Origin of the sequence: Microbispora sp. CA-135349 (assembly GCF_050947365.1) — a bacterium.
Lineage (GTDB): Bacteria > Actinomycetota > Actinomycetes > Streptosporangiales > Streptosporangiaceae > Microbispora.
The window spans coordinates 569,082-590,573 of the sequence record NZ_CP192001.1; the positions used below are offsets into that span (position 1 = coordinate 569,082).

16 protein-coding genes are annotated in these 21,492 nt (G+C 71.3%); 10 read left to right on the forward strand and 6 right to left on the reverse strand.

The genetic code is table 11. The annotated features are described in order from the left end of the window. Nucleotides 1–10 precede the first annotated feature (10 nt). Together ACQPZZ_RS02790 and ACQPZZ_RS02795 are read left to right on the forward strand one after the other, a co-directional pair. Nucleotides 11–1,126 carry an ATP-binding protein gene (locus ACQPZZ_RS02790; protein WP_432928635.1) on the forward strand — a complete coding sequence of 372 codons (1,116 nt, stop codon included), beginning with the start codon at nucleotides 11–13 and terminating at the stop codon, nucleotides 1,124–1,126. Further along, on the forward strand, nucleotides 1,123–3,972 hold the full coding sequence (locus ACQPZZ_RS02795; RefSeq protein WP_432928637.1) for a hypothetical protein: 2,850 nt from the start codon (nucleotides 1,123–1,125) through the stop codon (nucleotides 3,970–3,972). Before ACQPZZ_RS02790 ends, ACQPZZ_RS02795 begins: the two co-directional genes overlap by 4 nt. A gap of 45 nt (nucleotides 3,973–4,017) precedes the next feature. On the opposite strand, the gene ACQPZZ_RS02800 is transcribed toward ACQPZZ_RS02795, so the two are convergent. Next, entirely contained in the window at nucleotides 4,018–4,860 is an 843-nt protein-coding gene (locus ACQPZZ_RS02800; RefSeq protein ID WP_432928639.1) for an arginase family protein, read from the reverse strand. 92 nt (nucleotides 4,861–4,952) lie between these two features. Further along, complete coding sequence (locus ACQPZZ_RS02805; RefSeq protein WP_432928641.1) at nucleotides 4,953–6,020, reverse strand: sporulation protein; 1,068 nt, start codon at nucleotides 6,018–6,020, stop codon at nucleotides 4,953–4,955. A gap of 252 nt (nucleotides 6,021–6,272) precedes the next feature. Here ACQPZZ_RS02805 and ACQPZZ_RS02810 point away from each other — a divergent pair, with 252 nt between their 5' ends. Then, nucleotides 6,273–7,307, forward strand: a complete 1,035-nt coding sequence (locus tag ACQPZZ_RS02810) for a lysylphosphatidylglycerol synthase transmembrane domain-containing protein (protein WP_432928643.1) — start codon at nucleotides 6,273–6,275, stop codon at nucleotides 7,305–7,307. 22 nt (nucleotides 7,308–7,329) lie between these two features. Here ACQPZZ_RS02810 and ACQPZZ_RS02815 read toward each other — a convergent pair whose 3' ends face one another. Further along, nucleotides 7,330–8,031, reverse strand: a complete 702-nt coding sequence (locus tag ACQPZZ_RS02815; protein ID WP_432928645.1) for a DedA family protein — start codon at nucleotides 8,029–8,031, stop codon at nucleotides 7,330–7,332. Between the two features lie 111 nt (nucleotides 8,032–8,142). Further along, nucleotides 8,143–9,027 carry a KPN_02809 family neutral zinc metallopeptidase gene (ypfJ, locus tag ACQPZZ_RS02820; protein WP_432928647.1) on the reverse strand — a complete coding sequence of 295 codons (885 nt, stop codon included), beginning with the start codon at nucleotides 9,025–9,027 and terminating at the stop codon, nucleotides 8,143–8,145. Nucleotides 9,028–9,420: 393 nt separating this feature from the next. On the opposite strand from ypfJ, the gene ACQPZZ_RS02825 reads away from it, so the two are divergent. From ACQPZZ_RS02825 to ACQPZZ_RS02840, 4 genes are all read left to right on the forward strand, one after another. Next, nucleotides 9,421–13,341 carry a metallophosphoesterase gene (locus ACQPZZ_RS02825; protein WP_432928649.1) on the forward strand — a complete coding sequence of 1,307 codons (3,921 nt, stop codon included), beginning with the start codon at nucleotides 9,421–9,423 and terminating at the stop codon, nucleotides 13,339–13,341. A 140-nt stretch (nucleotides 13,342–13,481) separates the two neighbouring features. Next, the gene (locus tag ACQPZZ_RS02830) at nucleotides 13,482–14,606 is read left to right on the forward strand and encodes a HupE/UreJ family protein (RefSeq protein WP_432928651.1); all 1,125 of its coding nucleotides are present in this window, start codon (nucleotides 13,482–13,484) and stop codon (nucleotides 14,604–14,606) included. A 136-nt stretch (nucleotides 14,607–14,742) separates the two neighbouring features. After that, nucleotides 14,743–15,339 (forward strand): class I SAM-dependent methyltransferase, encoded by a 597-nt coding sequence (locus ACQPZZ_RS02835; RefSeq protein ID WP_432928653.1) that lies wholly within the window; start codon nucleotides 14,743–14,745, stop codon nucleotides 15,337–15,339. Nucleotides 15,340–15,552: 213 nt separating this feature from the next. After that, the gene (locus tag ACQPZZ_RS02840) at nucleotides 15,553–16,413 is read left to right on the forward strand and encodes a TIGR03619 family F420-dependent LLM class oxidoreductase (RefSeq protein ID WP_432928655.1); all 861 of its coding nucleotides are present in this window, start codon (nucleotides 15,553–15,555) and stop codon (nucleotides 16,411–16,413) included. A 45-nt stretch (nucleotides 16,414–16,458) separates the two neighbouring features. Here ACQPZZ_RS02840 and ACQPZZ_RS02845 read toward each other — a convergent pair whose 3' ends face one another. Both ACQPZZ_RS02845 and ACQPZZ_RS02850 read right to left on the reverse strand, forming a co-directional pair. Next, complete coding sequence (locus ACQPZZ_RS02845; RefSeq protein ID WP_432928657.1) at nucleotides 16,459–17,247, reverse strand: SDR family NAD(P)-dependent oxidoreductase; 789 nt, start codon at nucleotides 17,245–17,247, stop codon at nucleotides 16,459–16,461. Between the two features lie 31 nt (nucleotides 17,248–17,278). Beyond that, entirely contained in the window at nucleotides 17,279–18,721 is a 1,443-nt protein-coding gene (locus ACQPZZ_RS02850; RefSeq protein WP_432928659.1) for an MFS transporter, read from the reverse strand. Nucleotides 18,722–18,848: 127 nt separating this feature from the next. On the opposite strand from ACQPZZ_RS02850, the gene ACQPZZ_RS02855 reads away from it, so the two are divergent. The 3 genes from ACQPZZ_RS02855 to ACQPZZ_RS02865 all read left to right on the forward strand — a co-directional run bounded on the left by ACQPZZ_RS02855 (nucleotide 18,849) and on the right by ACQPZZ_RS02865 (nucleotide 21,386). After that, complete coding sequence (locus ACQPZZ_RS02855) at nucleotides 18,849–19,460, forward strand: TetR/AcrR family transcriptional regulator (RefSeq protein ID WP_432928661.1); 612 nt, start codon at nucleotides 18,849–18,851, stop codon at nucleotides 19,458–19,460. 196 nt (nucleotides 19,461–19,656) lie between these two features. Further along, nucleotides 19,657–20,256 carry a sugar O-acetyltransferase gene (locus tag ACQPZZ_RS02860; RefSeq protein WP_432928663.1) on the forward strand — a complete coding sequence of 200 codons (600 nt, stop codon included), beginning with the start codon at nucleotides 19,657–19,659 and terminating at the stop codon, nucleotides 20,254–20,256. 260 nt (nucleotides 20,257–20,516) lie between these two features. Beyond that, nucleotides 20,517–21,386 (forward strand): DUF6745 domain-containing protein, encoded by an 870-nt coding sequence (locus ACQPZZ_RS02865; RefSeq protein WP_432928665.1) that lies wholly within the window; start codon nucleotides 20,517–20,519, stop codon nucleotides 21,384–21,386. Nucleotides 21,387–21,492: the final 106 nt, after the last annotated feature.

Consider the following 21,492-nt stretch of genomic DNA (forward strand, 5'->3'; position numbering starts at 1 on the left):
ACCCCCTCACATGACCAACGAGATGCTCCGCGCGCCCGCAGAGGTGAAGTACGCCGAGGAGCTCGACTGGCTGGAGTCGATCGACGACGGCCCCAAGCCGTTCTCCTGGCGGCTCAGCCCCCGGATGGTCCGGCTGTTCGTGCTCGGCAGCGAGCGGTCCGACGGCCTGGACCGCGAGATCCCGCAGAAGTGGTTCGGCGACCGGAGCTTCGTCGAGCGCAGCATCGTGACGCTCGCCTCCGACCGCGGCCTGCTGCTGATCGGTGACCCGGGCACCGGCAAGAGCTGGCTGGCCGAGCTGCTCTCCGCGGCCATCTGCCGCAACTCCACGCTGGTCGTGCAGGGGACGGCGGGCACCACCGAGGACCACATCAAGTATTCGTGGAACGTCTCCATGGTGATCGCCAAGGGCCAGTCCCGCGAGTCGATGATCCCCTCGCCGATCATGACGGCGATGGAGCAGGGCATGATCGGCCGCTTCGAGGAGCTGACCCGCGCCACCAGCGACGTGCAGGACGCCCTGATCTCGATCCTGTCGGAGAAGTACGTCTCCATCCCCGAGCTCGACACCGATAACACCGTCTTCGCCAGACCCGGGTTCTCGATCATCGCCACCGCCAACAGCCGGGACCGGGGCGTCAACGACCTGTCCTCGGCGCTGAAACGGCGGTTCAACTTCGTCCGGATCCCCGTGGTGACGAGCAAGACCAGCGAGGCGGAGATCGTCCGCTTCCGCACCACCGAACTGCTGCGCAGGCACCGCATCGAGCTGGACGTGCCGCCCGCGCTCCTCGACATCCTGCTGCAGAGCTTCGCCGACCTGCGCGCCGCGGCGGCCTCGGCGACGAGCGAGGACGAGAAGCTGGAGTCGGCCCTGTCCACCGCCGAGCAGATCGGCGTGCTGGAGGACGCCATCCTGCACAGCCAGTTCTTCGGCGACCGCACGCTGCGCGCCGAGACGCTGGCCGGCGCGCTGGTGGGCTCCCTGGCCAGGCGCGCCCCCGAAGACCTGGCCATCCTCAACAAGTACTGGCACGGGGTGGTCGAACCCCGCAGCAAGAACGACGGAGGCGAGTGGACGCGGTTCCTCGACGGCGGCCGTCAGGCGATCTCGACGCTGTCATGAGCACCTTCGACGCCCTGCGCGAGCAGCTGCTCGACGCCGCCGCGGCCTTCTCCGGCGGCGGTGACGCGCCGCCGTCCCGCACCCTGGCCGGGATCCTGTCCGGCATGGTCGACGACGTCGACCGCATGCTGCGCGAGGAGCTGGAGATCTTCCCGGTCTGCCACCACTCGCCGGCCTCCGCCCTGGCCATGACCCGCCGGCTGCGCGACAAGCGGCCCAAGGTCGTCTACCTGGAGCTGTGCGAGGACATGCGCCCGCTCCTCGACGAGCTGCGCAACTGCAAACTGCCGGTGGCGCTGCAGGCGTTCGCCACCCGGCTGGACGGGTTCCCGCCCGGCTCCGGGCCGCTCAGCGTGATCGCGCCGGTCACGGAGGCGTCGGCGGAATACCAGGCCATCGCGTACGCGCTCGACACGCCCGGCGTCGAGGTCGTGCTGGTCGACCGCTCGGTGGACCACGTCTTCCAGTGGCTGCCGCGGGAAGGCGACGGTGCGGCCGCGCAGGAGCCCGGCGCGACCGAAGACGGGCACGGCGACGAGCAGGCGCTCCACGGAGACGCCGTGGGCGTCGAGATCGGCGACCTGCGGCCACGCTTCGCCGAGCTGGAAAAGCACCTGCTGCACCACGGCAAGGTGCGGCACTGGTCGGAGTGGTGGGACCAGTACGTCGAGCAGCCGCTGACCGGCGCCGGCTACGACACCTACCGTCAGGCGATGGCGCTGATCGGCAGCCTGTTCCGGCGGCTGCGCCCCGGCGGGGACGACCGCCTGGCCGTCGACGAGGAACGTGAGCGCTACATGTGGACGCGCATCCGCGAGCATCTCGCCGCGTCGGGCGCCGACCCGGCCGACTGCCTGTACGTGTGCGGCGCCTTCCACGCCGTCAGCACGGTCGCGGAGTTCGGCCTGCGGTCCGAGGCGCCGTCGTACGCCATCAGTCCGCGCACGGGCACCCGCTGGCTGTACGGGCTGATCCCTTCCAGCCACTCGGCGATCGAGGCGCAGTTCGGCCTGGCCCAGGGCTCGGTGTCCATCGCCGCGGCCACGTGGGCCAAGGCCGTCAGGCGCGGGGGCGTCACGCCGTACCGGCTGGAGGGCCAGCAGGGCGGCCGGGCCAGGCGGGCCGCCAAGGCCGCACCGGCCGTCGCGGCGGAGCCGGCGGGTGACCGGCTTTCCGGGTTCCTCGCCACCCCGCCCACGTTGGACGGCCTGGACGAGGACGAACTGCGCGGATGGTGCGTCGACATCGTGCGGCTGGCCCGCCGCAACGGCTATCTGGCCAGCACGGCCGACGCCATCGCCGTGTTCGAGACGTCGATCCTGCTCGCCGGGTTGCGCGGCCGGGCCAGGCCCACGCCGTACGACTTCGCCGACGCGGCCGTCACCTGCATCGAGAAGGACGCGGTGCCGGGCCGCCGCGACGTTCGGCGCCTGTGTGAGATCCTCCTGGGCGGCGACAAGATCGGCATGGTCGGCTACGACGCGCTGCCCCCGCTGGCCCGCGACGTGTACGACCGGCTGGAGCCCCTCGGCCTGGACCTGACCAGGCGCACGCAGCAGCGGGTGCTGCTCGACCTCAAGGCCGATCCCGAGCTGGAGCCGTGCTCCGACCTGCTGTGGACGCTGCGCTACCTGCTGCCCGACGGCGCGATCCGGCCGATCATGGGAGCGCGCCGCCTCGGCGAGCGGCCGATCCAGGAGAGCTGGGACGTGGCGCTCGGCCGGCACCAACGGGAGATCATCGAGCTGGGCTACGAGGGCGTCACCGTCGAACAGGTGCTTGAGCAACGGCTGCGCCGCACGGCGTGGGATCCCCAGGCCACTGCAGGGGTGGCGCTCGCGGCCGTCGAGGACGCCATCCTCTATGTGGGCGGCCGCCGCCTCCCCGGCGAGCTCGGCGCCCGCGCCGTCGAGCTGCTGGCCGCCGAGCGCACCGTGGACGACGCGCCCGAGGTGCTGCGCAGGATCAGGCGGCTGCTGACCTACTACCAGGCGAGCGAACCGTCGCTGCCCGCCTGGTGCGAGGACTTCGTCACCGCCGGGTACGCCCACTACTGCACGCTGCTGCCCACCGCGTTCGCCGACGACGACACCGGCGTACGGCAGGTCGGCGCGATGCTCGGCGCTGTCGCTGGGCTGCGACCGGGCCCAGCTCGAACTCGCCGTACGGCAGTCGCACCCGCGGGACCCGGCCAAGGTCGCGCTGCTGTGGGCGGCGCAGACACAGCTGGGCCTGCTGACCAGAAACGAGCTGCGCGCCCGCTGCGACGAGTTGCTGGCCAACCCGCTCGTCGTCCCGGCGTATCCGCTCTACGTCAGCGGGTTCGTCCAGGCGCTGGAGCCCGTCCCCGGCCTCGCGCCGTTCGTGGTCGAGGCGCTGTCGAAGGCGTTCGCGCGACTGCCCGACCCCGTCCTGCTGCCGTGGCTGCCGACGTTGATCATCACACTCCGCCGGCACGCGCCGGAGCTGGTCCCCGTCCTCGTCCGGGAGGCCGGCCGGACCTTCCCCGGCAAACTGGACGAGCTGGACGCCTGGTCCCCGCCCTGGGAACGGCCTGCCGCGCCGGCGCGGCAGGCCCGGGCGGCACCCGCCCCGAGCGGGCCGGTGCCCGCGCTGCTGGCCCGGCACCCGCACACGTGCGACGCCGTGGCAGCACTGCTCGGCTGTACGGCCGGGTGGGGGAGCGCCGGGCGGGAGAACCCGGAGAACGGCGAGGTGCGGGCCCTGCTCGCCCGGCATCCGGCGACGACCGGCGCGGTCTCCGCGCTGCTCGGCGCCTGAGGGGTGCGGCGCCTGGCCAGCGCCTGCCGATGGTGGTGCTGTGCCTGGGGGGTGCCGTGCCTTGAGGTGCTGGTGCGCGCGTGGTGATGCCGGGGTGGCGGTCCCCGTGTCTACCCGGCGGAGGCGCCGGCGAGCAGGTCCGGAACGAGCGAGGCGAGGACGGCCTGGTCCTCGTCGCGACGGGGGGCGTACTCGGTGATCCCCAGGCCCGCCAGGGGAAAGCGGGTCGTCAGCGCGCGTACGGCGTCCCGCAGTGTCGCGACGGACAGACCGCCGGTCTCGGGGTAGCTGAGCGACCCGAACTCCTCCGGGTCGAGAACGTCGAGGTCGATGTGAATGTAGACGGCGGTGCCCCCGGCGGCGGCGACGGCCGACACCAGGACGCCGGGGTCGGTCGTCAGCTCGGGCACGGTGTGCCAGGCGAGGCCCGCGTCGGTGGCGTAGGCCAGCTCCGCCGGATCCAGCGCGCGGACTCCGGCGAGGATCACCTGCCGGGGCCGCAGAGCCCGTGACGGGACCAGATCGGGATGCCCTTCGCCCAGCAGGGTGCGCAGGACCATGCCGTGGAAGGCGTGCGACGGTGAGGAGCCGGGCGTGTTGAGATCGCCGTGGGCGTCGAACCAGACGACGACGAGCCCGTCGCCGTGTCGCTCGAGGGCGGCCGACACCGGCTCCGCCTCCACCCCGCAGTCGCCGCCCACGGTGACGACCGCGGCCGTGCCGCTCTCGGCGAGCGCGGCACGGGTGCGGGCGGCGACGGCCGTGAGGACGTCCAGGGCCCGGACGCCGTCCCGCTCGGCGCCCGCAGTGTCCGGCACCGGTACCCGTACGGCACCGATGGCGGGCTTGGCGGACGTGAACAGGGAGGTCAGCCGTTCGGCGCCGAGGGAGAGGAGCCGTGCGTCGCCGACGCTCGCCAGCCACTCCGGGGCATCGGCCGGAACATCGGTCACCCCGCGGCATCGGTCAGCCCGGGGCATCGGCCGGAACATCGGTCGTCCCGGTACGGCGGCGCCAGGTGGCGCCGCCGTGGCACGGGCGGGCTCTACCAGTCGCCGTCTCCGCCCTCGTCCTCGTCGCCCTCGAAGATCTCTTCGATGATCTCGCCCGCCACGAGGCCGCCGACGACTCCGGCGGCGCCGGCCGCGGCCACCGCGCCCCAGCCGGGGCCGCTGTGGTGCTCCTGGTGACCGTGATGGTGGGGATGGTGGCCCTCGTAGTGGCCCCCGTGACCTCCGTACCCGAGGCCTCCGTGGCTTCCGTGCCCGTGCTCCCCGTACCCGTGGCTCCCGTACCCGCCGTGTTCTCCGTATCCGTAGCCGCCGTGGTGGTCGCCGTACGGTGCGGCGTGTTGGGTCAGCCGGGTCAGCCAGCGGTCGATCTCCCCGGGCCAGTCCATCCGCACCGCGTCCTGGTGATCGACACGGAAGCGGCCGACGGCGTCGCCGGAGTGACGGCCGGCCCGCTTGTCGGCCTCCAGGATCACCTCCAGACCGGCGGGGTCGGCCACGAAGGTGAGTTCGACCTCGCCCACCACACCGGCGTGCCGCGGGGGCGGGTAGAACTCGATCTCCTGGAAGAACGGCAGCTCCTGACGCACGCCGTGCAGATGGCCCGCCTCCAGGTCGGCCGACTTGAAGGCGAAACCGAGCTGCAGGAACGCCTCCAGGACACGGAGCTGCGAGGGGAGCGGCTCGACGGCGATCGGGTCGAGGTCGCCCTTGTCGACGGCCTTGGCGATGGCCACCTCGGTGCGTACCCCGAGCGCCATGCCGGTCAGGTGCTGCCCGTCGATCTCGCTGATCGGGGTCTCCCACGGCACCGGGATCTGGACGGCGATGCTCCGGCTCTCGCCCGCGCGCAGGGTGAACGGACCGGACACCCGGGCGCGGGAGAACTCGCCGAGCCCCGCGCTCTCGCCGTCGCCGTGCTCGATCTCCACGCCGGCGACCAGGCCGAGAGTGATGTCCTCGATCTCGGCGTCGAAGTCGCCGCCGGACAGTCGCACCTCGCCCGTGAGCACGCCGCCCGGCCGGACTCGTGGAGTGGTCAGTACGGTGTCCACCGAGGGGGCGCCCACTCCGAGAGCGCCCAGCATCCGCTTGAAGACCACGTGTTTCTCTCCCTGTCGACGGTCGAATGAGGTGTGTCAGCCGCCCATCTGAACGATCAAGGACCGTCGCCGGGTTCCGGACCGTGGGGAGAGATCCCTTCCGGTGATCGGCACGCCTCGAAATCGGCCGCGCCTCGGGGATTACCGCGATTTGCCGCCGGTTTTGCCCAACTGAGGATGTTCTGGATTGTTCTCCATTTGGCTCGCGTACGCGGGTGAACAGGTCACTGTTGACGGAGGCGGGGAATCGACGTGGAGACCAGTCAGGCGGAGGCAGAGGCGGCGACGGGCCGCGCGCCCCGGAACAGGGTCGTCATGTCGCTGATCTCCCTGGCTCTGGCGGCCGTGCTCATCTCGTTCCTTCCGCACATCACCGGAGTCACCTGGGGACAGCTCGACGAGCGCCTGGTGCGGGTCGGCTGGGGCGCGATGGCGGTGCTCACCGTGGTCTGGCTGGCCGGGCTGTGGGCGTACTCGAATGTGCTGAGCGACTCTCTGCCCGGGTTGAGCAGGCGCCGGGCGTTGCTGGTCAACTGCGTCGGCAGCGGCGCCAGCAACGTGCTGCCGTTCGGCGGGGCCGTGGGCGTGGCCATGACCGTCACCATGATGACCAGATGGGGCTTCGGGCGGCGACCGGTGGTGGCCTCGACGGTCGTGACGGGCGTGTGGAACCTGCTGTCCCGCTTCCTGCTCCCCGCCGTGGGACTCGTCTGCCTGCTCGGCGCGGGGTACATGCCGGATCGCCGGCTCGGGGCGGCCGCCGGGGTCGGCGGTGCGTTGCTCGTCGGCGTCGTCGCCGCGATGTCGGCCGCTCTCCACCGGGAGGGGGTGGCCGACCTGCTGGGGCGGGGCCTGGATCGGGTGGTCCGGTTCCTGCCGCTCAGGCGAAAGCCGTGCCTGCGAGACTTCCTGCTCGACCTGCGTCACTCCACCATCGAGATCACTCGTACGCGGTGGCCCCGGCTCACGCTCGGCATGGTCGCCTACATGGCGCTGCAGTGCGTTCTGTTCATCGGATGCCTGCACGCGACCGGTGCCGAGGTCGCCATCCCCGAGGCGGTCGCGGCCTTCGCGATCAACCGGGTGCTGACCACCGCCGTCATCACTCCCGGCGGATCGGGGATCAGCGAGTCGGCGACGGCGCTGGCGTTGATCGGCTTCGGCGTCGCGCCCGGGGCGGCCACGGCGGCGGTGCTGCTGTTCTGGTTCTTCGCCCACCTGATCGAGATCCCGGTCGGCTGGTTCGCCTGGAGCATCTGGTCGCTGACCGCACGGGCACGGCCGTGAGCACGATCGGTCGCGAAACGCGTCACCGCGGCTTCGCCGGGCGGCCGGAGGGCGTGACCCTGGCGCGCTCGCACTCGCATTCGTACTTGCACTCGCGCTCGCACTCCGCGACCGGCGAGCGCGGCCGGGTCAGCCGGTGGAGGCCCAGGCCTGCGGCGGCCAGCACGACCAGGCCGGCGAGGACCAAGAGGCCGACCCGCCCGGAGACCCGCTCCACGAGCTCGTACGAGCCTCTCGCGGCGTACCCGAGCCCCACGGTTCCCGCCCCCCAGGCCAGGCCGCCGGGCACCTCGAAGGCGAGGAACCTGCCGTACGGCAGGCGTCCCATGCCGGCCAGCATGGGGACCAGGGCGCGCAGCAGGCCGACCCAGCGGCCGAAGAAGACCGCCCACCCGCCGCGCCGCCGCAGGTAGTCCTCGGTGCGGTCCCAGCGCTCCGCGCTCACGCGGCGGCCCAGCCGGCTGTCGCGCACCCTCGGTCCCAGCCGCCGGCCGATCCGGTAGCTGATCGAATCCCCGGCGAGCGCACCCACGCCGGCCGCCGCCATCATGAGAGGCAGGCTCGCGTGCCCCGAGAAGGCGAGAAAACCGGCCATCAGCAGGGTGAGCTCACCCGGCACCACGAGCCCGATGAGCGCCGCCGTCTCCGCGCAGGCCATCAGCCCGACCACCAGATAGGCCCAGGGGCCCGCCACCGCCATCAACTGCTGCAGCCCCTGCGTCATCGGACCCCCCACCGCCACGACGACTGTCTCCCCACAATGCACGTGACGAGGGGAACGCCAGTAGCCCACGGCGGGAAAACCTCGGTAAGCGTCGAGCCCGCAGGGAAAACGTCAGATGGTGCCGGAGAACGTGTCACACCGGGCGGGGGCGCCCGTCTCGTATCCCGTGGTGAACCATTTCACCCGCTGCCGTGAGCTTCCGTGCGTCCACCCCTCGGGGTCCACCCTGCCCTGGGCGCGCTCCTGGATTCTGTCGTCGCCCACGGCCGCCGCGGCGTCCAGGGCCTCCTGGATGTCCGCCGCGGTGAACGGGCTCTCGTAGAACCCCGTGTCGACGGCGTTCTTCGCCCACACCCCCGCGTAGCAGTCCGCCTGAAGCTCCAGCCGTACGGAGGCGCTGCCGGCCCCCTGGCCGCCGCCGCCGACCCGCCGGGTGGTGCCGAGCAGGTTCTGCACGTGGTGGCCGTACTCGTGACCGATCACGTATGCCTGGGCGAACGGCCCGCCCTTGGCGCCGAACTGGCTCTCCAGCTCCTCGAAGAAGCCCAAGTCGAGGTAGACCTTGCTGTCGGCCGGGCAGTAGAAGGGGCCGACGGCCGAGCTCGCCTGGCCGCAGCCGGTGCTCACGGCCTTGGTGAACAGGACGGTCCGCGCGTTTCGGTACGGCTGCTTGCCCCGCTCGGCGAAGGCGTCCCGCCAGTATTTCTGGACGCTGTTGACCACCCCCACCACGCGGCACTTCTCCGACTGGTCCGCGTCACTGCCCTTCTTGCATTGGCCGGTCAGATCCGAGGCCGGACGCGCGCCCGTGGACCCACCGGACGAGGAGCTTCCACCGCTGAGAAGATCGGCCGGGTTGACGCCCAGGACCAGGGCGACCACCAGGGCGACGACACCGACGACGCCTCCGCCGATCGCGAGCCCGCCGCCCGGGAACCCTCCGCCGCTCTCCTCCACCTGTGACGCGTCGAGATCCACGTCGTCGCGGAAGTCCATCGCGCCCGCCTTCCCCTGTTCCGGAACCTGCCAGCCCCATGATCCCCGACGCCCGCCACTCGCTCATCCGGTGCTTCGTCACCAGAAGTGCCCTTTCCGCGCATTCGGGGATAAAAGCGAACAAAACTCAGCCGACTGGTGTGCTTTGCGTAATTGCCCCCCATGGTGACCTGATCGTTCCCGATTCGTAACGGATGACCAGAATGAGGCGATAGTTCGCCTTTGCTTCAGTCTCTTCACGCACGTCGTTCACTCGCGAGATCCACTGTGACCGGTCGAGACCGCGCCGTTTTATCGGCGCTTTATGCACCGTGATGGAAGGGACTGCACCAGATGCAGCCAGTGGCAGCGAGACAGCTGCTGAGAGGCCTGAGGAGGCGAGGGCGTCTCGCCGTGGCCGCCGTGATCGCCCTGGTCGCGACGCTGCTCGTCAGCGGCGTCGTAACGGCGGCGCACGCCGACCCGGATCCAGCGAAAGCGGGTCATGGACGCCCAAGCCCGACGCCTACCGGTTCCCCCACCCCGCCCGCCCTCAGCCCGGCCGACCGCTCGTACATCGAAGGCACGGTCAAGGTCGCGGCGGTTCCGGCCGCGGCCGGTGACAGCGTCGCCGAGCTCGCCGTCGACGGCGCCGCTCTGAACGCCACCCGCACGGTGGGCGTGTCGAGGCTCCGTTTCGACGTGGGCTCGAACTCGACGGAGGCGCGATACCACAACTACGTGCTCGTCAACGGCGTCCACCGGAGCGACATCGGCGACCTCGTGAACGAGCGGGCGACCATCGAGATCCCGAACGAACACCTCGTCAAGGGCGAGAACACCATCGAGATCTTCGCCGGGACGGTTCAGAGCTCGTGCGGCACCAACTACGACGACTTCGTCCTGACCGACGTGGGCCTCGAACTGCTCGGCGAGGTCGCGGACGGGGAGGACAATCCCTACACGCTGTCCTTCGGCGACGGCAACTGCGGCTCGAACACCGCGCTGCTCAAGCAGGCCGCGCTGAAGTTCTTCGTCAAGGGCGACCCGCGGGGCACCACGGGTCTCGCCGCGGACCTGGACACCACGACGCTGGCCAACGGCGAGCACGCCGTCACCGCCAAGGCCGCGTCCGGGGCCACGGTCAAGCACACCGTGACCGTGAACAACGCTCCCGCCGGGGCGCCCCGGCTGCTGCCCACGGACGGCACGCTGGTGGCGGGCACCACGCCGATCCTCGCGACCGTGCCGGCCACCGGTGCGGGCGGCGTCTCGTCCCTCACCGTCGACGGCGCGGAACCCGCCACGAAGGCCACCCTGGGCGACGGCGCGGCGATGTTCGGCTTCGACGTGGGCGCGGACTCGATCGACGACAAGTACGACGACTTCCTGCTCGTCAACGGCAAGCGCATCGACCTGGGCGGCACCTGGGCCGGCCGGCGCGTCACCGTCGCCGTTCCCGCCCGGTTCCTGGTGCCGGGCGACAACACGGTCAAGGTCGTGACCGGCGACTGGAAGGCGTCCTGCGGCACCGACCGTGACGACTTCACCATCGCCAACCTCGACCTCGCCCTCGACGGCGCCACCGTGAAGGGTCAGGACGTCAAGCCGTCCTACGCCCTGGGCGACGGCGACTGCGGCAGCAGCCAGACCGCCCTCCGCGAGGTCGAGCTGCGCTACACGATCGACGCCCCGGCGGTGCACGTCGTCCGGACGCTCGGCTCGGGTGACGCGACCCTCAGCTTCACCGTGGGCACCAACTCGATCGAGGCGCGCTACCAGAACCACCTGCTCGTGAACGGGCGGAAGGTCGTGCTCGACGGCGACTTCGTGAGCCGGCGGGTCGACTTCACCTTCCCGAACGAGTACCTCGTGCCCGGCTGGAACACGATCGACTTCGTGACCGGCACCTATCCGACGTCGTGTGGCGGCAACCGCGACGACTTCGCGATCTCGAACATCGCCCTCACCCCGGTGCGGGGCACGGCGACCGGCCAGATGCTCAAGAGCTCCTACAGCATGGGCGACGGCAACTGCGGCGACAACGTGAACCTGCTGACCGAGATCGACCTCGAGTTCCTCGTGGACGCCCCCGCCGGCGGCCTGAGCGCGGATCTCGACACCACCGCGATCAAGGACGGCAAGCACACCCTCGCCGCGACCTCGACCACGGGCGAGACCGCCACCCGTACGCTGATCAGCGACAACTCGGCGCCCAAGGTCGCCACGAGCGTCCCCGCCGCGGGCGAGAAGATCACCGCGTCCGTCGTGCTGGACGTCAAGCTGGAGGACGCCTCCGGCGTGGTGTCCGGGCCGGACGTCACGCTCGACGGGCAGCCGATCGCGCCGGGCGCCCAGGTGGGCCCCGGACTGCGGCCCGGTTCGCACACCCTCGCTGTGACCGCCGCGGACTCGCTCGGAAACACCGCCACCCGGGAGGTCTCGTTCGAGTCCGCCGGCATCCCCGACGCCCCCGCCGAACTCACCCCGGCGTCCGGAGCCGTCGACGTGCCGGGCTCCGTCACGCTCTCGGCGAAGGTCGCCGAGCCGGGCGGTGGCCAGGTCAAGGCGACGTTCTCCGAAGCCGACATCCTGACCCCGAACCAGGCGTTCCAGGGGGTGGCGGAGACCGTTCCCACGACCCTGCAGGTGCCCGGCGAGAAGAAGGTCAAGGCCACGGGGCTGGAGCCCGCCGACGGCGCGACGCTCGACGCGCCCGCCGGCCGCGACGTCACCTACCAGCGGTACGACATCCAGGTGAAGGGCCACGTGGACGCCCCGGTCCTGCGCTGGGAGGGCGTCATCGACCCCGAGCGCCTGGTGTCGCTGCGGGCGTGGAACACCGAGACCCGGGCGTGGGACCTGCTGACGAGCTCCCGCGGCGCCGCCGAGGGCCAGACCGGGCTCACCGCCGTCGTCGGCGACCAGTACGTCGACGGGCAGCAGGTCCACGTGATGGTGACGGGCGAGGACCCGTTCGCCGACGACATCGACCCCGGCGACCCGAACGGCTTCGCCGACCCCTCCACGTACGACTTCTCGATCGTCCACTTCACCGACACGCAGTACCTCTCCGAGGGCGCGGTGGAGCAGGAGACCGCCGAGGAGCGCGCGGTGTGGGAGTCCGCGTACGCCGGGGTCGTCGACTGGATCAAGGACAACAAGGACCAGCGCAAGATCTCGTACGTCGCGCACACCGGCGACCTCATCGAGAACAACATCCGCAAGCCCGCGGACGAGGCCACGCAGCGGCAGGTCGTCGGCGAGTTCGAGGTCTCGTCCAAGCAGCAGCGTGTCCTGGACGAGGCGAAGATCCCGAACGGCGTGATCGCCGGCAACCACGACAACCAGTCGGGCACCGAGGACGGGCCGGGGGCGATCTACAACACGTACTACGGCCCCGGCCGCTACCAGACGGCGGCGCAGGGCTGGCAGCACGCCGAGTACGGCGGGCCGTGGAAGGAGGGCGACAACCAGAACCACTACGACCTGTTCTCCGCGGGCGGGCTGGACTTCGTCGTGGTCGGCCTGTCGTACGGCGTCACGCGGGAGGAGGCCGAATGGGCCGACTCCGTCTTCAAGCGGTTCCCCGACCGCAACGGCATCCTGCTCTCGCACGACTACCTCGTGCCGAGCACCAACCCGGACGGGCGCGGCGCGGCATTCTCGGCGCCGGACGGCTCGATGCTCTACAAGACGGTGGTCGAGAAGAACCCGAACGTCTTCCTCATCCTCGCCGGGCACGAGCACGGCGTGGCCACCAACGTGAAGCCGAAGGTCGGCCAGGTCGGCAAGGGCGTCGTCGAACTGCTGGCGGATTACCAGTTCTACACGGTCTCGGCCGACCGCCTCGGGCTCACCCAGGTCGGCGGATACAACCCCGACGACCAGCTCCAGTTCGGCGCGAGCTTCTTCCGGCTGCTGCAGTTCGACGTCAAGCGGGCCGAAATGACGGTGGACACCTACTCCCCGCTGCTGAACGACTTCGGCGCGGGCGAGTTCGACCCGCTGCGCCGTTACGACGGTCGCGAGGACAACATGGTGCTGCCGGTCGACCTCACCACCCGCACGACGAGCTTCACGACAGACTCGCTGGCGATCTACAAGCCCACCCGGGTCGTCGGCACGAGCACGGTTCCGTCGGGCCAGGTGGCCTCGGTGACCTGGAAGCGTCTCAAGGGCGACACGGCCTACGCCTGGTTCGTCACCGCGCGCTCCACCGGCGGCGGCGTGACCGCCTCCGAGCCGAGCGTCTTCGTCACGAAGGACGAGCACGGCCGCCCCGGTAAGTGGGGACCGGACTCGCCTCTCTACCGCTGGTTCCAGCGCAGGTAACCGCCATCGCCGCCCCGGAGCCCCGTGTCGACGCGGAGCGTCCGGGGCGGCCTTTTCCCCAGTACCCGGACCCCCTCGAATCCCGGACCCCTCGAATCCCGGGCCCGAGCCCGGGCCCCTCTCAACCTGGAGAACGAGACATGTCTCGCAGGCTGTCCGCCGCCGTCCTCGCTCTCGCCTTCGCCCTCGGCGGGCTGATGGCGTTCTCCGCTCCGGCGGCGGCGCACAACGCGACCACCAAGGCGCACGCCACGGTGACCGGAACGGGCGCGGACGTCAGAGTCGTGCTCGACCTGGAATACGACCTCCTCATGAAGTCGGCCTGGCTGTACGCCGAGGCGTACGACGCGAAGGAGCGGGCCGAGCAACTCCGCCAGCTCAAGAAGAACCACGCCGCCGTCATCGACTACGTCACGCGCCGCTTCGCCGTGGCGTACGGCGACAGGCCCTGCACGCCCACGCCGGTGGGCGACGCGGGTGTGCGCGACCGCGACAATGTGGCCTACGCGGTGGTGACCCTCGGCTACCACTGCGCGGGCGACGGCGGTGGAGAACACGCGATCTCGAGTGCGCTCTTCCCCGACGCCGAGAGCTTCGTGCACAGCACGGAGACGATCGTCGGCTACACGCTCGACGGAACGACGGGTTCCGCGGTCCTGACCGCCGGAAACCCGACGCTGCGGACCGGCGAGCACCGGGCTTCGCGCCAGATCGGGGAGTTCTTCCTGCTCGGGGCGGAGCACCTGCTGTCCGGGCTCGATCACATCTTCTTCCTGCTCGCCCTGCTCATCGGTGCTCGCCGCCTGCGGGACGTCGTCGTCACGGCCTCCGCGTTCACGGCCGCCCACAGCATCACATTCCTCCTGGCGGCGCTGGGGATCGTGCACGTTCCCGCGGGGATCGTCGAGCCGGTCATCGCGGTGTCGATCATCGTCGTGGCCGTCGCCAACATCCTGGGCCGCGACGAGGACAAACTGGGCAGGTGGCGGCTGCCCATCGTCTTCGCCTTCGGCCTGGTGCACGGGCTCGGCTTCGCGAGCGCGCTGGACATCGACGAGAAGGGGTCGTGGGAGCTGCTCCTGTCGCTGCTGAGCTTCAACGTCGGCATCGAGGCGACCCAGCTGCTGATCATCGCGGTGCTCTTCCCGCTGCTGGTGCTGCTGCGCCGTACGACCGCGGTGCGCTGGGCGACCGCCGCCATGTCGGTCCCCATCGTCGTGGTCGGCCTCTACTGGTGCGTCGACCGGATCGCGCTCTCCGCCTGACGACAGCCTGACGGAAGCCCGCGGTGATCGCGCGCCGCGCTTCCTGCGGGCCTCGCCGTCGGTGTCCGGCTTCGTGACGAGGCCCTCACCGTGGTCGAATCGTTCATCCACCTCCTACAGCGGGGAGACGAAGACGATGAACGACCGATCCCTCGAAGCGACCAGGGAGTTCTTCGCCACGAAGGCGGCCACCTGGGAGGAGAAGTATCCCGACGACGGCCCCGCCTTCGCCGCCGCCGTCGCCGAGCTGGCCCTGCCGGCAGGAGGGCTGGCCCTCGACGCCGGATGCGGCACCGGCCGGGCGATCCCCCTGCTCCGGGACGCGGTCGGGGCCGCCGGACAGGTGGTGGGCGTCGACGTCACTCCCGAGATGATCCGGTCGGCCCGCGACCGGGGACGCGGCGAGTACGGCCGGCTGCTGATCGCCGACGTCGGGCTGCTTCCGCTCCGCGACGGCGTGGCCGACGGCGTGCTGGCCTCCGGGCTGATCTCCCACGTTCTCCGGCCGGCGGCCGTGCTGCGGGAGCTGGCCCGGGTGACCCGCCCCGGCGGGAGGCTTGCGTTGTTCCACCCCGTGGGCCGTGCGGTGCTCGCGGCACGGCGCGGCCGCAGTCTGACCCCGGACGACCTCCGCGCCGAGCGCAACCTCCGTCCCCTGCTGGGCACCGCCGGCTGGACCCTGCTCGACTACCACGACACCGAGGAGCGCTACCTGGCGCTCGCTCGCAGATGAGACATCCCCGCCAAATCGCTCGTGTCCACCACGCCTCGTGACCGCGGTGATCGCCACACCGCCGGACCTCGGCCTCGCCCCGGCCGGGAGCCCTGGACCGGCGTCAAGGCCACCGAGACGCACGCGTACCCGGCCTGAGGCGGCACAGCGGGTTGCCTTGACGCCTGCGACAAGGTTCTAACGTGATCGCGGATACCGGCCCGAGGAGCTCCGATGAAATTCGCGACCAGCTACTCCACGGCGAACGGGCTCGACCCCGACGCGCTCGTGGCCTACGCCCGCCACGCCGAGGACTGCGGCTTCGAGGGGCTGTACCTGCCGGAGCACATCGTCTTGTATCCCGGCGCCGCGATCGGCCCCTTCGAGATCCCACCGGCGCTGCCCTACCCCGATCCGCTCGACTGCCTGGGCTTCGTCGCGGCGGCCACGCGACGCCTCCTGCTCGGCACGGCCGTGCTGCTTCTGCCGTACCACCACCCGGTGGTCCTGGCCAAGCGACTGGCGACCATCGACGTGCTGTCCACGGGGCGGATGCGGCTGCTGACCGTGGGGCTGGGCAGCCTGCCCGGCGAGGCCGAGGCGACGGGCGTCGACTTCGGCACCCGCGGGCGCCGTGCCGACGAGGCCATCGACGTGCTGCGGCTGCTGTGGGAGGGGGACGAAAAAGGCGTCAGCTTCACCGGCGAGTTCTTCGGTTTCGACGACGTGTGCAGCTATCCCAAGCCCTACGGCCGCACGCACCTGCCGATCCACGTGGGCGGGTCGAGCCGGGCGGCCGCCCGCCGCGCGGGACGACGCGGCGACGGCTACTTCCCGGGCGGCGCGCTCACTCCCGAGGAACGCGCCGTCCAGTGGGAACTGGCCCGCACCGCGGCGGCCGAGGCCGGTCGCGATCCCGATGCGCTGGAATACACCCGCTGGGGGTCGATCGACATGTCCGCCGAACGCGTCGAGACGTACGCCGCGCAGGGTGTGACCCGCATCGTGGTCAGCCCCTCGTCCGCGGAACCGGAGCGCCAGCGGGACGAGATGTCCGCGTTCGCCCAGCGGTTCGCCCTCCCACATTCCGGCTGACACCTGGCCTGGTGCCAGGTGCGTCGGCCGGGCGCCCGCGAGCGTTCACAGCTGGCGCAGGGCTCCTCCGTCGATGGCCCACTCGGCGCCGGTGACCTGCGCCGCGAGGGGCGACAGCAGGTGGGCGATCACCCCTGCCACCTCCTCCGGGTCGCCGATGCGTCCCGTGGGCAGTCGCCGTTCGACACGTACGAAGTGGTCGACGGCCTCCGCCGGCGACATGCCGAAGCGCTGGGCCAGTTGGTCGGCGAAGCCGCCCGGCGCGTCGAAGAGCGCGGTGCGCGTGGGCCCGGGGGAAACGACGTTGGAGCGTATCCGGGCCGAACCCAGAGCGGCTGCCAAGGACTTCGACACCGACAGGAGTGCCGCCTTCGACGCGGCGTAGTCCGCGATCGAGGCGTCGGGCAGGCGGGCCGCCTCACTGGCGACGTGGACGATGGCGCCTCCCTCCGGATTCTTCTCCAGGATCGGCAGCACGGCCCTGGTCATCCGGACCGCCGCGTGCAGGTTGAGCTCGAACGTGGCGTGCCACTGGTCGTCGTCGATCGCGGCGAAGGAGTCGCGGGAGGTCAGGGAGGCGGCGTTGTTGACCAAGCCGTCGAGCCTGCCGTACCGGTCCGTGATCCGCGCGACGGCATGCGCGGGGGTGCCCGGATCGGTGAGGTCGGCGCGGATGAGCAGCGTGCCGGGCGGAAGGACGGGGAGTGCGGAGCCGCCGCGCGCCAGTGCCGCGACGTGCGCTCCCTCGGCCGCGAGCAACCGCGCGGTCGCCAGGCCGATGCCGCTGGTCGCGCCGGTCACGAGGATCACTTTGCCGGTGAGCTGAAGGTCCATGGTGTGCTCCGTGACGAGGGGGAGGGGCCGGTCAGGCGTGCGAGCGGCGTGCGCGCAGGAAGACCGCGGAGAGGAGGACGCCGAGCAGGACGAGGACGGCGTTGACGGCGACGGCGGCGGTGACACCGTGCAGGATCGCCCCGGCGGACACCACGCCCCCGGCCGTGGCGGTCGCGATCGCGGACATGATCGGGGTTCCCATGGTGATGCCGATCTGCTGGGACATGGACGCGAGGCCGGTGGCCAGGCCCTGCTCGTGGTCGGGGAGTCCGGTGGTGGCGGTGACCATGAAACCGACGATGACGAGCATGTTGCCCACGCCGCCCAGGAAGGTGGCGGGCAGCAGCAGTCCCATCGAGGCCGGCGTGTCACCCAGGAAGATCAGGACGGCGGTGAAGACGGCCTGGAGCAGCCCGCCGCCGACCAGGACGGCCGTCGTGGAGGTGCGGGCGATCGCCTTCGGGGCGAGCACGCCGCCGGTGACGGTTCCGGCTCCCAGGACGCCGAAGGAGAGCCCGGCGGCGAGGGCCGAGAAGCCGAGGGTCTTCTGCATGTACAGGGTGAGCAGATACACCAGGGACGTCTCGGTGACGAAGGCGAGCAGCCCGAGCACGTTGCCCCAGGCCACGGTGCGCTTGCGCAGCACGCGCACCGGGACCAGGGGCTGGGCCGCCCTGCGCTCGACAAGGTAGAAGACGACCAGCAGGACCGCCCCGGCCAGCAGGCCCGTCAGGGCGAGGGGCTCGGTCCAGCCGTGCTCGCCGGTCCGCGTCAGGCCGTAGACGACACCGAGCAGCCCGAGGGTGACCGACAGCGCGCCGGGCAGGTCGACCGTGGGGCGGGCGGCGGGGCGCGACTCGGCGATGACGGCCGGCGCGACGAGGAGCACGGCCACGGCGACGGGGACGTTGATGAAGAAGGCCCAGCGCCAGGACAGCAGGTCGGTGAGCACGCCGCCGAGGACCGCGCCGGCGGTGAACCCGGCGGACATGAGCGCGCCGTTGAGGCCCAGGGCCTTCTGGCGCAGGGGGCCCTCGGGGAAGGACGTGGTGAGCAGGGCGAGCCCGGCCGGGGTGGCGGCGGCGGTGGCGAGCCCCTGGGCGATACGGGCGATGATGAGGATCGCGGGGGTCGGGGCGAGCCCACCGGCGAGCGAGGCCGCGCCCAGGAGCGCGAGGCTGCCGAGGAAGACGCGCTTGCGGCCGATCAGATCGCCGATGCGGCCGAAGAAGAGAGTGAAGCCGGCCGCGCACAGAGCGAAGGCGGTGGCGACCCACTGCAGGTCGGCCAGGGCGAATCCGAGGTCGTCGCCGATCGCGGGCAGCGCCACGTTCAGGATCGAGAAATCGACGGCCAGCATGAACTGGGCGACCAGCAGCACCGCGAGGATGACCTTCAGGCGGCTGGTCAGGTGTCGCGGCGGTGCCTCGGGTGTGGCGGCCGAGGCCGCCGGCAGGGACTTCGTGGTGGACATGCCAGGGACCATCCCTTCAGGACTTAACGGGTCTGTAGTCCCGTTAGACTGAGAGGGACACTAGCACCCCATGCCGCCTTAAGGGAACTGTGGTCCCGATAGTGAACCCCTAGGGGAAGGAGCCGTCATGGCAGCCACTCCACCGCCCGGTGCCGTCCGCCCAGGTGGACGCACCGCCCGCGTCCGCGAGGCCGTTCTCGAAGCCGCCGCCGACACGCTGGCCGAGAAGGGCTTCGAAGGGCTCGACCTCGGCGACATCGCGCGTATCGCGGGAGTCGGGAAGACCACCCTCTATCGCCGCTGGGGCACGCCCGGTGCGCTCGCCGCCGACCTTCTCCACGACATGGCCGAACGATCCCTGCCCCGGTCGCGCAACGGCGACATCGGCCAGGACCTGCGCGACAACGCCCGCCTGGTTCTCAAAACCCTCACCGACGCCCGCCAGGGGCGGCTGTTCAAGGCGCTGATCGCCGCCTCGCTCTGCAACGACCAGGCGGCGCAGGCGTTGCGCCGCTTCTACGCCGTACGCATCGACGAATGGGCCGGCTGCGTCACCGACGCGATCGAACGAGGCGAGCTGCCCACCGGCACCGACCCGCGCCGGGTGATCGCCGCCGTCTCCGCACCCCTGTACTACGCCCTGCTCAACACCGGGGAACCTCTGGACGAGGCCGCGGCGGACCGCGCCGCCACGGCGGCGCTGGCGGCGGCCCGCGCCGGGGCCCTCTCGACCACGTGATGCTCGCCTCTGGCAGGCGGTCCTACCGAGGACCTGGGGACTCGTCGCGTACGGCGGCCACGCCGGCGCTCGCGCGAACGCGACGACCGCGTGCGGGTCATGCTCTCGGCAGGAGAGGCGCGTCAGGGCCGGTCGCCGGTCTCCGCCACACTTGCTCCTCGACGAGTACGACGACCGAACGCCGCAGGAGACAACCGTGAGCCTCGAGGCACAGCGCGCCCACATCCTCACCGGGCAGATGTACAACGACCTGACCGACGAACTGGTCGCCGCCCGCAGGCGCGCCGTGCTGCTCGCCAACGCCTACAACGACAGCTTCGGCGCTCCCCAGGACCACCGCGAGGCCCTCCTGCGTGACCTGCTCGGCCACGTCGGCCCCGGCGCGTACTTCGAGCCCACCTTCCGGTGCGAGTTCGGCTACAACATCAGCGTCGGCGCCGGCTTCTACGCCAACTTCGACGCCGTCATGCTCGACGGGGCGCGAATCACGATCGGCGACAACGTCCTGCTCGGACCGCGCGTGAGCATCTACACGTCCAACCACGCCATCGATCCTGACGAGCGCGCCGCCGGCGCCTGCTACGCCAAGCCCGTGACCATCGGCGACAGCGTGTGGATCGGGGGCGGGGTCACCGTCAACCCCGGTGTGACCATCGGCGACGGTGCGATCGTCGGCTCCGGGGCCGTCGTGACCCGGGACGTCCCCGCACGCGTCATCGCCGCCGGCAACCCCGCCCGGATCGTGCGCGAGATCACCGAAAAGGACGTCACCGGCTGGCGCCCCGACGCCCTGTAGGCGCCCGCCACGGACAGGAAGGCACGGAGAGAACGACGTCAGATGTCGCCCTCGTACAGGCGCCGCATCTGGGCTTCGTACGTCTCGAACGGCTCCAGACCTACTGCGGCGCGCCGGTCGTCCAGGTCGTCACCGGTTTCGGCCGGCCGGTAAGCAGCGGCGGTTGGGCGGGAATCGGTTACGCGGTTGCGCGCACCGCGGAACGCAGGCCATCATCGAGACATGATCTCCAACCGAAAGGGCGGCGACGCCCACGCGCGGTGACCGCGCTCACGCGGCGCTATGCCGCCGCCGAACCTGTGGCCGACGTTCGTAGCAGCAGGAGCGCTCACGACCGGTGGCAGGAAGCCGTCAAGATCCGACAAGAGTGGCTTGACCACGGCCTGTGCACACAGCCGGCCGACCGGCAGGCCGTCGAGAACAGCCTGACCGCGCTCTACGCGAGGATCTCTCGCCCGAAGCCGTGGTTCGAATGGGTCGATTCACCGGACAAGGCGATCCCGCTTGTCGCCGGTCTGCCCACCCTCGACCAGCTCTACGGGTGGATCCGGGATCCTCATCCACGGGGGACACCGCCACCGGCCAGTGATCTGGCCATGCTCGAGTCCCAGTTGCGTGGCGCACTCAGCGCCGGCGTCTCCCACACCGACCCCGAGCTGTCCTCGGCGCGGAAGGGCAAAGGCGGCGAGCCCTGGCCCGAGCTGCCACCGCTGAAGGCGCTCGACGCCGGCGTTCCCCTGGGCGTGGTGGTGCACCGGGGCATCCGCACCGCACTGCACCGGAGCCTCGCGCACGGATTCCGCATGCCGATCCGCACCGCGCTGGCCGGCGGCGGGCCCGTGCCGGCCTGCTGGTACGGGCAGCAGGACGCGGCGTGGGTCGCCTACTACGACGCCCTGCACCGGCTCGGACTGGCCTCCTACGGGCCGGACGAGATCGAGCACCTCGGCCACTGGGCCGCACTGGCGCGCTCCGGCGGCTGGTGGTGGCCCGGCGAGGATGTGTGCGTCGTGGTGGATCGCCCCGAGCTGGTCCGCACCGAACCAGTCCCAGGGACCTGGCACGACGAGGTCCGGCTCCGGCGCGACGGTGTCCGCTACCGCGACGGCTGGCACCCGCTGCCGGCATGACCCACGGGCGGGCCGGGACGAGAAAGGCTCTCGTCCCGGCCCGCCCCAGGACGAAGGCGTGGCGGCAGCCGGGTGGTCGCCTCATGTGCCCGAAAGTCGCTTCACC